The sequence below is a fragment of the Thiomonas sp. X19 genome, from assembly GCF_900089495.1.
Taxonomy (GTDB): domain Bacteria; phylum Pseudomonadota; class Gammaproteobacteria; order Burkholderiales; family Burkholderiaceae_C; genus Thiomonas_A.
Map to the genome: position 1 here is coordinate 4,205,630 of NZ_LT605203.1, position 12,794 is coordinate 4,218,423.

Sequence of the window (12,794 nt, forward strand, 5' to 3'; positions counted from 1 at the left end):
ATCAAGAGTTCATCCGAAATGAAAAGCAAGGAGAAAAAAATGGCTACAAACACCCCCGCCTCGGTTTCCCTCAAGGGCAGCCCGGGAAAGGCCCTGATCGGTGCAACGATCGGTTTTTTCATCGGTTTCGGTGCCGTTTCTCTTTTCGGCCCGACGGCGCAAGGTTTCATCAAGGTGATGCAACTCACGCCGAGAGAAGTGGGTTTCCTGGTCGCGATCCCCATGCTCACGGGTTCGCTCCTGCGCATTCCCTTCGGGGCCTGGGTCGACCGGAATGGAGGCAAGCTTCCCCTTCTGATCCTGTTGATCGTCTCCGTCGTCGGAATCACAGGGCTGTACTGGATGCTCCTGACCCTCTATCCGAAGCATTTGACCCAGGCGGCCTATCCCTGGCTGCTGTTCTTCGGCGCGCTGGGCGGTTGTGGCATCGCGACATTTTCCGTGGGGATCGGGCAAGTTTCGTATTGGTATCCAAAGGCCCGACAGGGGCGTGCCCTTGCCGTGTATGCGGGCTTGGGCAATACCTCGCCCGGGCTGGTCGCCATCATCCTTCCCCTGATCATTGCGACGGGAGGACTGTGGATGGGCTACCTCGTCTCCCTCGTCATTGTCGTAGGCGGCATCATCCTGTACTTCGTCATCGGATTCAATGCGCCATATTTCCAGCTGCGTCATCATGGCGTGGCCCCCGCAGAAGCGAAGAGGATCGCGACACAACATGGCCAGGAACTCTTCCCGGCCGAGAATGTGCTCCGCACCTTGAAGGACTCCGCCGTGAGCTGGCGCACCTGGCCCCTGGTGGTTCTCTACTTCACCACCTTCGGCGGCTTCCTGGCACTGACTGCGTGGCTGCCGAATTTCTGGCTGACCTTTTATCAAACCCCGCATGTCGTGGCGATCGGCCTGACCGCGGGGTTCTCGTTGTTCGCATCCCTGATCCGGGTGCCCGGAGGCAGCTGGTCGGACCGTTTCGGGGGCGAGATCGTCGCGGCCGCCTCATTGTTCGTGCTGCTGGTGGGTGCGATCATCATGACCATGTCGGATCGCTTCGCGATCACGGTCCTGGGTGAACTGCTCGTCGGCGCCGGAATGGGCGTGAACAACGCGGCGGTCTTCAAGCTCGTGCCGCTCTACGTCCCCAACGCCGTGGGCGGAACGGCAGGCTGGGTCGGGGGGCTGGGCGCGCTGGGCGGCTTCGTCGTGCCACCCCTGCTCGGCGGCATCGCGCAATCGATGGGGCAGATCGGCTACGCCCGTGGCTACGTGATCTTCGTGGCGCTGGCCCTGATTAGCCTGGCCTTTACCGCGCTGCTCTATCTGACGCGCAAGGGCGTCGCGCACTGAAACAAGCCGGAGACCGCCATGAGCCATTTTCTCGACCGCCTGACCCATTTCGCCCAGCCCCGCGGGGCATTCGCCGATGGCCACGGCGAAACCACCACCGAGGACCGTACCTGGGAAGACGCCTACCGCGGCCGCTGGCAGCACGACAAGATCGTGCGCTCGACCCACGGCGTCAACTGCACGGGTTCCTGCTCGTGGAAGATCTATGCGAAGGGCGGCATCGTCACCTGGGCACGCAGCAGACCGACTACCCGCGCACCCGCCCGGACATGCCCGACCACGAGCCGCGCGGCTGCCGACGTGGTGCCTCGGCAAGCTGGTATCTGTATTCGGCCAATCGCGTGAAGTACCCGACGGTGCGCGGACGGCTGATGAAGCTGCGGCGGCAGGCGCGCAAGACATGCCGCTGCTGGTGCGGCTGGATGAACGCGAGATCGCCGGTGGTCGTCGCGTGCTCGCTGCTGACCGGTATGTACGCGCCAGCGATTTCGCACTACGTCGGCCAGGAAAAGCTGCGCCCCCAAACCGGCTGGGCCGCGCTGGCCTTCGCCCTCGACTGGGGCCGGCCGCCGCGGCAGATGAACTCCACCAGCTTCTTCTACGCCCACACCGACCAGTGGCGCGACGAAAAGCTGGGAGTCGATGAGATTCTTTCGCCACTGGCCGATCCCAAGGCATTCGGCGGCAGCATGATCGACTACAACGTGCGCGCCGAGCGCATGGGCTGGCTGCCCTCGGCGCCGCAACTGCAGACCAGCCCGCTGCACCTGGCGCGCGATGCCGCCGCTTCAGGCCTCGCGCCCAAAGACGATGTGGTCAAGGGATTGCAGGACGGCAGCCTGCTCCGGTTCCGCGATCGGTCTTTGTCGAACTCGCGGCGACCCTGATCCAGACCCGCCAGCAACTCGCCCCGAAACGCTTGCACGCACCAGGTCCGGATGCGACCCAGATCCGGCCCTATTTTCAGGCTGCCGCAGCTGCCCCCGATCATGGCCAAATCCTGCCATGACGTTTCGTTGTCGTGTCAGCAGCCAGTCGTGCTGCGCTGGGCGAAGAGTTCGCCAATGCCCTGCATGCACGCGACCCGACCGCCAGCGCATGGGAACTCGGCGAGGCGCGCGACAAGGCCTGCCGCGCGCCCTTCATCGCCCTCGCCATCGTGCGCGATGCGTCGGGACGAACACCCTCAGCTTCCTACGCGGGAACGCCTGATTTCCTTGGGATGCGCCATGCAGAATATGCTGCTCAGCACTCATGCTCGACGGCTTTGGTTCAGGCCTGGTCAGCGGCCAAGCGCTGCAGACTCCAGGGCTGCGCCAGCTGTTTGCGCTGCACGGCAACGAGCAGGCGGTGTGCTTCGTTGCCATCGGCACGGCAGACCGGCGCAAGCCTTTCCGACCGCGAAGTGTTCTTCAAACCCCCGCCCTCCGCATCGACGCCAGAAACGTCTTGGCATCCTCGAAGCCCACCACACGTCCCACTTCCTTGCCAGCCTTGAAGAAAATGATGCCCGGCGGGCCGAAGAGTTGGAAGCGTTTGAGCAGGGCTTTGTCGTCGGCGTTGTTGGCGGTCACATCCGCCTGAATCAGGGTCATGCCGGCCATCTGCTGCGCGACTGCGGGGTCGGTGAACGTGAAGTGTTCCATCTCCTTGCAGGAGACGCACCAGTCGGCGTAGAAGTCGAGCATCACGGGCTTGGTGCTGCTGGCGACGATCTGGTCGAGTTCAGCCACGTTCTTGACGCGCTGGAACTGCGCGGCCGGAGCCGTGGCGACGGCGTTGGAGACGCCCCCGCCCAGCCCGGCCAGCGGTTGCAGGATGTTGCGGCTCCCGGCGGCTAAACCGACGACGAGCACCGCCCCGGCCAGGGCCAGCACCACGCCCAAGCCTTTGAAGAGACGCGTCCAGCCCGAGGCGGCGTCGGGCAGGCGGTCGAACACGCGCAGGAACGTGGCGCTCACCAGCAGCAGCGCGGCCCAGGCCAGCATCAGCAGCCAGCCGGGCAGCACCGGGGTGATCATGTACAAGGCGGTCGCGATGAGCAGCACGCCGAAGAAATATTTCACGCCCTCCATCCAGCCCCCGGCCTTGGGCAGCAGCGCGCCTGCGCTCCAGCCTGCCAGCAGCAGGGGCACGCTCATTCCGGCCGCCAGCGAAAACAGGGCGATGCCGCCGATCACGGCATTGCCGGTTTGGCTGATGTAGAGCAGCGCGCCGGCCAGCGGGGCGGCCACGCAAGGCCCGACGATCAGCGCGGAAATGCAGCCCATGACGAAGACCCCGGCGAAATGGCCGCCATGCAGCTTGCCTGATGTGGCCGATAGCCTGCTTTGCCAGCTGGCTGGGATTTGCAGTTCGTAGAAACCGAACATGGACAGCGACAGCACCACCAGCAGCAGCGCGAAGACCGACAGCACCCACGGGTTCTGCAGCGTGGCCGCCAGGCCCTGCCCAAGCAGCCCGGCAGCCACGCCGAAGGCGGTGTAGACCAGCGCCATGCCCAGCGAGTACACCGCCGCCAGCGCCAGCCCGTGCAGGTGCGACACTTTCTCGCCATGCCCGACAATGATGCTGGAGAGGATGGGAATCATCGGCAGCACGCAGGGCGTGAACGCGAGCAGCAGGCCGAACAGCAGGAACATGGGCACGATGGCCAGCAGGCTGCCCGAAACCAGCGCGGCGCCAATGCGGGAGGATTCACCGCCGATGGAAGCTGCGCCCGAAGATGAGGTGGCTTGGTTGGCCGAGCCTGCCGCTGGCGCGCTGGCCGCCTGAGTCGCAGACGTTGCGGGCACCGCGGCGGCCGAGGAGGCAGGTGTTGTGGCTGGCGCCAGGGGTGATGCAGGCGCCGCAGCAGCACTGGCTGCGGCGGCGCCCGATGCCGTGCTCGTCTTGTTGCCCAGCAGGCTGCCGATCAAACCGCTGACCGACGAGCTGCCCGCGCTGGTGCCGCCGCCCTCTCCGTCCGCCTCGGCGAGGCTGACCGTGCCCTGGCCGCCAAAGCCCTGCAGGCTGACGGTGGCGATCTTGTCGATGGGCGGATAGCACAGGCCTTCGTCCGAGCAGCCCTGGTAGGTGACCTGCAGCTTGAAGCTGGCCGGAGCCGCCAGCACCGGCAGCGGCACGATCACCTGGTTGCGGTAATGGAACACCACATGGCCGAGATTGACGTCGAACTTTTTGTGCGCCGGCGGGTAGTCGGGCTTGCCCAGGGTGACGCCGGGGGTCTGCGGCTCGAAGTGGAAGCGTTCCTGGTAGAGGTAATAACCCTTGGCGATGTCGAAGGTCAGCAGCAGCGTTTTCGGACCTTGCACCACGGCGGAAACATGAAAAGCCTGGTCCGGTGGCAGGAATTTTCCTTGCTGCGCCTGGGCGACCGGCAGCGCACCGAACAACAAGGCTGCAGCCAGCGCCAGCATGGCGGCGAACAGCTTGTGCAAGACGTGATGGGGCACGCAAGGCTGGCCGGTTGCAGCAGTGGGTGAAACGGGGGTCATCAAGAAGTCTCCTGGCGTCGGGGCCGCATCCGGATGCGCACGGTGCCGTGGCGGTGGCGATGCGGGTCAATCTTTAAATATAAGCCTAAAGTGATATGGTCACATCGGGTCTGGCCATAGGTCCATGTCGGATTCGGCGGTCGATGCGTACAGGTCGGACTAAACCGCCAATCCTGACAACAGATTCCGCAGGGCCCCCAGGGGTGATGACGAAACGCCCGGCCACCCGATGTTGTCTCATCACCCCTGGGAGAGGGGCGCTGGCGGGTTGTTGATCGCGCTCAAGCCGCGAAGCGGCGCTGGGTCAGCCAGCGCGCCAGCAACCAACCCCCCAGCAGGTAGGCCAGCAGAATGGCCAGATGCAACCCGGCCCGCGTATCGAAGTGGCCGAAAAACAGCGGCCGCACCAGTTGCACCGCCGCTTGCAGCGGCAAGACCTCGGCCACCCGCTGCAACCACAACGGCATGGCGCTCAAGGGGAAGAAGATGCCGGAGAGAAAGGTCATCGGTGTCAGCACGAGGGTGAAGTAGTAGGTGAAAAAGTCGTACGACTTCGCCAGCGCGTTGACGATGAGTCCGAGCGCCGAAAACATCATGCCCACCAGGGCCAGTAGCGGCAGCACGAGCAGCAAGGTGGGCTGGCGGCTGATACCAAGCAGCGCCACCACCACGACCAAGGCCACACCGCTCATCAGCGCCTTGGTCGCGGCCCACAGCAACTCGCCCAGCAGCACGTCGTCGAGTGTGGTGGGGGTGAGCAGGATGGCGTCCCAGGTTTTTTGCACATGCATGCGCGAGAAGGCGGAATACAGCGCTTCGAAGCTGGCGGAATTCATCACGCTCATGCTCACGGTGCCGGAGGCGAGGAACAGGATGTAGGGCACGCCGTCGACGCTGCCGACCAGCGAACCCACGCCCCAGCCGAACGCAGCCAGCGTCAGCAGCGGCTCGGCGATATTGCCGAGCAAGCTGGGCAGCGCCAGCTTGCGCCACACCAGCGCATTGCGCCGCCACACGGGCCAAAAGCGCCAGCGCGGCATGGCGGGCAGCGCAGCAGCGGCTTGCGGCGGCGGCGTGGTGGCGACGGACATGGATGGATCGTACATGGGCGAATTTGGGGTGTTCAGCCGCGCTTCAATCGCGCAATTGCCTCCCGGTGAGCTTGAGGAAGACGTCTTCCAGATTGGCCGAGCGGTGCAGCACGCGCAAGCCGTCGGCAAGACCCTGCACGGCAGCCAGCACGGGGGCGGCGTCGCGGGCGTAGGCGAACAAGGTATCACCGCTGCGCTCCAGGCGCTGGGCATGCGGCGCCACCAGCGCCTCGGCTTCGTCGACGCGCAAGCCGTACATCTCGATCACCTCGGGCTCCACATGCCGTGCGATGAGTGCCAGCGGTGCGTCCTCGTCCAATTTGCGGCCATGATCCAGCACCAGCAGGCGCTGGCACAGACGCTCGGCTTCGTCCATGAAGTGGGTGGTCAGCAGAATGGACTTGCCCTGCGCCACCAGGCGCTTGAGCCGGTCCCAGATGAGATGGCGCGCCTGTGGATCGAGGCCGGTGGTGGGCTCGTCGAGGAAGACGATGTCGGGATCGTGAATCAGCGCGCGCGCCAGGCTCAGGCGCCGCTTCATGCCACCGGACAACTCGGCGATGCGGGCGCCTGCCTTGCCCTGCAGCGCAGCGAACTCCAGCAGGCTATCGATGCGCGCGCGCATGGCGGCATCGCTCAGGCCGAAGTAGCGGCCGTAGATGACCAGGTTTTCCTCCACCGTGAAATCGGGGTCGAGGCTGTCGTACTGCGTCACCACGCCCACCCGCATGCGTGCCAGGCGGGAGTCGCGCGGGACGGCATGGCCCATCAGCCGCACGCTGCCACCGTCGGGCGCGGCCAAACCCAGGCAGAGGCGGATGGTGGTGGTCTTACCCGCGCCGTTCGGGCCGATGATGCCGTAACACTCTCCGGGGCGAATGCTGAAGCTCAGCTGGCGAACCACGTCCTGTCCGGCGTAGCGCTTGTGCAGGTCTTGCACCGCGAGCAGGGGCGCTTGGGCATCAAGCAGATTTGCTGAGGGCATCGTGGCGTTCGCTGGCATGGCGAAAACTTTGCGGGTCTGACGAGAGGCTGCCCCACGAACGACAAACCCGGCTGGGTCTTGCAGCAAGACCGAGGCCGGGTTTGTGAGCCAGATGACGCCGGAACAGGCGTCGCGCTGACGGGGCTGGCCGGGATTACTCGGCGGCCTTGGCGTCGGCAGCCACGTCAGCGTCGGGACGGTCCACCAGTTCGACATAAGCCATGGGGGCGTTGTCGCCCACGCGATTGCCGAACTTCAGGATGCGGGTGTAGCCGCCCGGACGGGTCTTGTAGCGCTCGCCGAGTTCGCCGAACAGCTTGACCACGGAATCGCGGTCGCGCAGACGGTCGAACGCCAGGCGGCGATTCGCAAGCGTCGGCTTTTTGCCCAGGGTGATGAGGGGCTCGACGACGCGGCGCAATTCCTTGGCCTTGGGCAGCGTCGTTTTGATGGCTTCGTGGGCGATGAGCGAGTTCGCCATATTGCGCAGCATTGCCAGCCGATGGCTGGAGGTGCGGTTGAGTTTGCGCAGACCGTGTCCGTGACGCATGGTGCTTTCCTTTCGTTATGTTGATGAGCCAGCCGGATCAGGTACTGGCTTTGCACGTTGCAGCCTCACACCCGATGGTCGGGCGGAACTGCGGTAAAAATAAAAAGGGACCGGACCGCAAAATCCGTCCCGGTGGCCATCGCGCCGAATCAGTTGGCGCGATTTTCCAGTTCTGCGGGTGGCCAGCTCTCCAGCTTCATGCCCAGGGTGAGGCCGCGCGCAGCCAGCACTTCCTTGATTTCGTTGAGCGACTTGCGTCCCAGATTGGGAGTCTTGAGCAGCTCGGTTTCGCTGCGCTGAATCAGGTCGCCGATGTAATAGATGTTCTCGGCCTTGAGGCAGTTGGCCGAACGCACCGTGAGTTCCAGGTCGTCCACCGGGCGCAGCAGGATGGGGTCGAACTGCTGGGCGCTGGCGGAACCGCCGGACTCCAGCGATTTCTCCGCGCCTTCCAGGCTGGCGAACACCGACAGTTGCTCGACCAAAATACGAGCCGAAGTGCGAATGGCTTCTTCTGCGCTGGTCGAACCGTTGGTCTCGATTTCCATCACCAGCTTGTCCAGATCGGTACGCTGTTCGACGCGTGCGTTTTCCACGGCATAGCTCACGCGGCGGACCGGCGAGAACGAGGCGTCGAGCACGATGCGGCCGATGGTCTTGCCACCTTCGTCGGCATAGCGACGCAGGTTGCCCGGCACATAACCGCGGCCCTTCTCGACCTTGATCTGCATGTCCAGCTTGCCCTGTTGGGACAAGCGTGCAATCACATGCTCGGGGTTGACGATTTCCACGTCATGCGGCGTCTGGATGTCGGCGGCGGTCACCACGCCCTCCCCTTCCTTGCGCAATGACAGCGTGACCTCGTCGCGGTTATGCAGCTTGAACACCACGCCCTTGAGGTTGAGCAGCACGGCGATCACATCTTCCTGCAAGCCATCGACCACGGAGTACTCGTGCAGCACGCCGTTGATGCTCACCTCGGTCGGTGCATAACCAACCAGAGAAGACAACAGCACACGCCGCAGGGCGTTGCCAAGGGTATGGCCATAACCGCGCTCGAAAGGCTCGAGCGTGACCTTGGCGCGCAGAGGACCCAGGGCCTCGACTTGGATGGATTTGGGGCGAAGCAAAGCGGTTTGCATGAATGTCCTTTCAAGACCCTCCGCTCGTTACGCGGATAAGGCTGATGGCTGTGGGATAAAGCAAAAAACGAAGGGGCGCCGATCGCTCCCGATGCACTTCGGGGCAAACCAGGCTGCCGAGCAGCTTGGTCCGCCCCAGAGGATTACGACTTAACGTGAATACAACTCGACGATCAGCGACTCGTTGATGTCGCTGGCGAACTCGTCACGGTCCGGCGTTTTCTTGAACACCGCTTCCATCTTGCTGGTGTCGACCGAAACCCAGGCGGGAAAACCGTTGCCTTCGGCCAGCTTCAACGCGTCCACGACGCGCAACTGCTTCTTGGCCTTCTCGCGCACCGCCACCGTCTGGCCGGGCATGACGCGGGCCGAAGGAATGTCCAGCAATTGACCGTCGACCGTGATGCTGCGGTGACCCACCAGTTGGCGCGCCTCGGCACGAGTGGACGCGAAACCCATGCGATAGACCACCGTGTCCAGGCGCGATTCCAGCAGCGTCAGCAGGTTGACACCCGTGTTGCCACGCATACCCAGCGCTTTTTCGTAGGTGCGGTGAAATTGCTTTTCCAACATACCGTACATGCGCTTGACCTTCTGCTTTTCACGCAGTTGGGTGGCGTAGTCAGACTGACGTGCGCCGGAGGTGCGGCCATGTTGGCCAGGCTTGGTGTCGAACTTGGCCTTGGATTCAATGCCGCGGCGCGCGCTCTTCAGAAAGAGGTCGGAGCCTTCACGGCGGGAGAGTTTGGCCTTGGGGCCGAGGTAACGTGCCACTTGCTATTCCTTTCGATCAACTGCCGCAGCGCTCAGCTGCGGGAGCTTGAGCCCTGAGGGCTCAAGCAGTGGGCTTTGCGGTGGGACACCGCGTGGAGATGAAACATGGATCGGTTGCGATACGACGAAGATCATCAAAAAACGGTCGTACTTGGCGCAGTGGGCTGCGATCTGGGTCAGATGAGGTGGCGGTGGCGATCAGATGCGGCGGCGCTTCGGCGGACGGCAGCCGTTATGCGGAACCGGGGTCACGTCGGCAATCTGAATGACCTTGATGCCAAGGCCATTGAGCGCACGCACAGCCGATTCGCGGCCAGGGCCTGGTCCCTTGATGCGAACTTCGAGTTGCTTGATGCCGCACTCGATGGCCTGACGGCCGGCATTCTCCGCAGCCACCTGGGCGGCAAATGGTGTGGATTTGCGCGAGCCCTTGAAACCCTGCCCACCCGAGGATGCCCACGACAAGGCATTGCCCTGGCGGTCGGTGATGGTGATGATGGTGTTGTTGAACGAGGCATGCACATGCGCAATGCCGTCCGCAACATTCTTGCGAACCTTCTTGCGCGCACGCTGTGCGGAAGCTTGATTGGGGGCTTTAGCCATGACTTAGTCCTTGTGTCCTTATTTTTTCAGTGCAACGCCACCCTTGCGCGGGCCCTTGCGGGTACGTGCATTGGTGCGGGTGCGCTGACCACGGACCGGCAAGCCGCGACGGTGACGCATGCCACGGTAGCAACCCAAGTCCATCAGACGCTTGATGTTGATCGACATCTCGCGGCGCAGATCGCCCTCGATGACGTATTGACCAACCTGCTCGCGAACCTTCTCAAGCTCAGCGTCGGTGATGTCTTTCACCTTGGTCGAATAGGCAAGGCCAGCCGCTTCGCAGATTTTGCGAGCGGTGGTCCGGCCGATGCCATAGATCGCAGTCAGGCCGATTTCGGCGTGCTGATGCGGCGGAATGTTGATACCAGCAATACGGGCCATTTGATTCCTCGATTCAGATTAGGCCGATCAACCCTGACGCTGCTTGTGGCGCGGGTCAGTACAGATCACACGCACCACACCCTTGCGGCGGATGATCTTGCAGTTTCTGCACATTTTTTTAATGGACGCACTAACTTTCATGATGTAACCTCGTTTATTTTGCTCGGAATACGATCCGTGCTCGCGTCAAATCGTAGGGTGTTAGCTCAACAGTTACTTTATCACCCGGTAAAATACGGATGTAATGCATGCGCATTTTTCCGGAAATATGGCCTAATACTACATGCCCATTCTCTAGCTTGACTCTAAAGGTGGCATTGGGGAGATTTTCGAGAATCTCGCCCTGCATCTGAATTGCATCGTCCTTGGACATAAATTGGTGTTGGCTCAGCGCAGGGTCATGCCACTTTTGAAATTCGCACGCTTGAGCAAGGCATCGTATTGATGCGACATCGCATAAGCCTGCACTTGGGCCATGAAATCCATGGTCACAACCACGATAATCAGCAGGGACGTGCCGCCAAAATTGAAAGGCACATTGTATTTCAAAACCAGGAACTCAGGTAGCAAACAAACCAGCGTGATGTAAAGCGCGCCAGCCAATGTCAGGCGCATCAGAATCTTGTCAATATGACGGGCCGTTTGCTCTCCCGGGCGAATACCAGGAATGAAAGCGCCACTCTTTTTTAGATTGTCTGCAGTTTCACGGCTATTGAATACCAAAGCAGTGTAAAAGAAGCAGAAGAAAATGATTGCGCCCGCGTACAACGCAACATAAATAGGCTGGCCAGGAGAAAGCAAAGCGGCTGCATCCTTGAGCCAGCTCATGCCATGCCCCGAGCCAAACCAACTCACGATCGTGGCCGGCAGCAAGATAATCGAAGAGGCGAAAATTGGGGGAATCACGCCAGACATGTTCAGCTTTAGAGGCAGGTGAGAAGATTGGCCCCCATAGACCTTATTCCCCACCTGACGACGCGCATAATTGACAAGAATTTTGCGCTGGCCCCGCTCGACAAACACCACGAAATAAGTCACGGCGATCACAATCGCCAATACAAAAATGGAAACCAGAATGCTCATGGCGCCTGTACGCACCAACTCCAACAGACCGCCCAAGGCTGTCGGCAGGCCAGACGCAATGCCAGCAAAGATGATGATGGATATGCCATTACCGAGACCACGCTCCGTGATCTGCTCACCCAACCACATCAGAAACATTGTTCCCGCTGTCAAACTAACGACTGCCGTCAGCTTGAATCCGAGGCCCGGATCCAAAACCAGCCCTTGCGTTGCACTGAGCGCCACCGAAATTCCAAGCGACTGGAAAATGGCCAAAAGCAGTGTGAAATAGCGCGTGTACTGCGTAATCTTCCGCCGTCCCGCCTCGCCTTCTTTTTTCAGTGCTTCCATGGATGGAATCACATAGGTGAGCAACTGCATAATGATCGATGCCGAAATATACGGCATGATCCCGAGCGCAAAGACCGTGAAGCGCGAAAGAGCGCCGCCGGAAAACATATTGAATAAGCCGAGAATCCCGCCCGAATTGTTATTGAACAACTGTTGCAATTGCTGCGGATTGATCCCCGGCACTGGAATGTGGGCACCAATGCGGAACACGATCAGAGCCCCCAGCAAAAAAATGAGGCGCTTGGTCAAGTCGCCATATTTTCCGCCGCCGAGAGCACTGGATTGCGTTGCCATGATTGATTTGAAATTCAGTCTTGCCGGGCGGCGACCGTGCCACCGGCGGCTTCAATCGCAATTTTTGCGCCACGGGTAACCAGGACGCCAGCAACCGTGAAATTGCGAGCAACCTGACCCGATGCAAAAATTTTTGCAGTAACCGCTTGATCGGAAATAAGGCCTGCGGCCTTTAAGCTCAGCAAATCAATTTGATCGCCTTGCACGAAAGCAAGTTCAGAAAGGCGAACTTCGGCCTTGAATTTAGCGGTCGGCGATTTGAAGCCACGCTTCGGCAGGCGACGCTGCAAAGGCATTTGACCGCCTTCGAAGCCAACCTTGTGGTAGCCACCGGAACGTGACTTTTGGCCTTTGTGACCACGCCCGGCGGTCTTGCCAAGGCCGGAACCAATGCCACGGCCCACACGTTTATGACTGTGTTTTGCGCCTTCGGCTGGTTGAATTGAGTTGAGTTGCATGGTGAGTCTCATTTGTGGGCATTAGAAGGCTGAGCGGTCAAAGTTCAGTGCCTCCGAGGCATGGCAATCAGGCAATGACCTTGACCAGGTAGTCAACCTTGCGAATCATGCCGCGCACCGATGGAGTGTCTTCCAGTGTGCGCTCATCATTGATATGCCGAAGGCCTAGGCCACGAACGGTGTCACGGTGATCGGCTCGCGTACCGATGACGCTGCGCACCAACTTGACTTTCACTTCTTTCTTGTCTTGCATGGATGG

General features: G+C 61.5%; 14 protein-coding genes and 1 pseudogene. 2 read left to right on the forward strand and 13 right to left on the reverse strand.

What is annotated here, in order from left to right:
- The first annotated feature begins 18 nt into the window (after positions 1-18).
- Both THIX_RS20485 and THIX_RS20490 read left to right on the forward strand, forming a co-directional pair.
- Complete coding sequence (locus THIX_RS20485) at positions 19-1,344, forward strand: nitrate/nitrite transporter (protein WP_233224661.1); 1,326 nt, start codon at positions 19-21, stop codon at positions 1,342-1,344.
- 18 nt (positions 1,345-1,362) lie between these two features.
- Positions 1,363-2,186, forward strand: a pseudogene (locus THIX_RS20490) (hypothetical protein); the annotation flags it as partial.
- A 570-nt stretch (positions 2,187-2,756) separates the two neighbouring features.
- Here THIX_RS20490 and dsbD read toward each other — a convergent pair.
- The 13 genes from dsbD to rpmD form a co-directional block, all read right to left on the reverse strand.
- Positions 2,757-4,763: a protein-disulfide reductase DsbD gene (gene dsbD / locus THIX_RS20500; RefSeq protein ID WP_112488517.1), complete on the reverse strand. Its 2,007-nt coding sequence runs from the start codon at positions 4,761-4,763 to the stop codon at positions 2,757-2,759.
- 359 nt (positions 4,764-5,122) lie between these two features.
- Positions 5,123-5,932, reverse strand: coding sequence for an ABC transporter permease (locus THIX_RS20505; RefSeq protein ID WP_112488518.1), 810 nt, complete (start codon positions 5,930-5,932; stop codon positions 5,123-5,125).
- A 43-nt stretch (positions 5,933-5,975) separates the two neighbouring features.
- On the reverse strand, positions 5,976-6,935 hold the full coding sequence (locus tag THIX_RS20510; RefSeq protein WP_233224662.1) for an ATP-binding cassette domain-containing protein: 960 nt from the start codon (positions 6,933-6,935) through the stop codon (positions 5,976-5,978).
- A gap of 136 nt (positions 6,936-7,071) precedes the next feature.
- On the reverse strand, positions 7,072-7,467 hold the full coding sequence (gene rplQ / locus THIX_RS20515; protein WP_112487699.1) for a 50S ribosomal protein L17: 396 nt from the start codon (positions 7,465-7,467) through the stop codon (positions 7,072-7,074).
- Positions 7,468-7,616: 149 nt separating this feature from the next.
- Entirely contained in the window at positions 7,617-8,609 is a 993-nt protein-coding gene (gene rpoA / locus THIX_RS20520) for a DNA-directed RNA polymerase subunit alpha (RefSeq protein WP_112487700.1), read from the reverse strand.
- A 150-nt stretch (positions 8,610-8,759) separates the two neighbouring features.
- Positions 8,760-9,383 (reverse strand): 30S ribosomal protein S4, encoded by a 624-nt coding sequence (gene rpsD / locus THIX_RS20525; RefSeq protein WP_112487701.1) that lies wholly within the window; start codon positions 9,381-9,383, stop codon positions 8,760-8,762.
- A gap of 198 nt (positions 9,384-9,581) precedes the next feature.
- Positions 9,582-9,986, reverse strand: coding sequence for a 30S ribosomal protein S11 (gene rpsK / locus THIX_RS20530; RefSeq protein ID WP_112487702.1), 405 nt, complete (start codon positions 9,984-9,986; stop codon positions 9,582-9,584).
- Positions 9,987-10,004: 18 nt separating this feature from the next.
- The gene (rpsM, locus tag THIX_RS20535) at positions 10,005-10,370 is read right to left on the reverse strand and encodes a 30S ribosomal protein S13 (protein ID WP_112487703.1); all 366 of its coding nucleotides are present in this window, start codon (positions 10,368-10,370) and stop codon (positions 10,005-10,007) included.
- Positions 10,371-10,397: 27 nt separating this feature from the next.
- Positions 10,398-10,511: a 50S ribosomal protein L36 gene (gene rpmJ, locus THIX_RS20540; protein ID WP_081858059.1), complete on the reverse strand. Its 114-nt coding sequence runs from the start codon at positions 10,509-10,511 to the stop codon at positions 10,398-10,400.
- Between the two features lie 13 nt (positions 10,512-10,524).
- Entirely contained in the window at positions 10,525-10,743 is a 219-nt protein-coding gene (infA, locus tag THIX_RS20545; RefSeq protein ID WP_031408885.1) for a translation initiation factor IF-1, read from the reverse strand.
- Between the two features lie 14 nt (positions 10,744-10,757).
- Entirely contained in the window at positions 10,758-12,077 is a 1,320-nt protein-coding gene (secY, locus tag THIX_RS20550; RefSeq protein WP_112487704.1) for a preprotein translocase subunit SecY, read from the reverse strand.
- A gap of 14 nt (positions 12,078-12,091) precedes the next feature.
- Positions 12,092-12,535, reverse strand: coding sequence for a 50S ribosomal protein L15 (rplO, locus tag THIX_RS20555; RefSeq protein WP_112488519.1), 444 nt, complete (start codon positions 12,533-12,535; stop codon positions 12,092-12,094).
- A 67-nt stretch (positions 12,536-12,602) separates the two neighbouring features.
- On the reverse strand, positions 12,603-12,788 hold the full coding sequence (gene rpmD / locus THIX_RS20560; RefSeq protein ID WP_112487705.1) for a 50S ribosomal protein L30: 186 nt from the start codon (positions 12,786-12,788) through the stop codon (positions 12,603-12,605).
- Between the last annotated feature and the right edge of the window lie 6 nt (positions 12,789-12,794).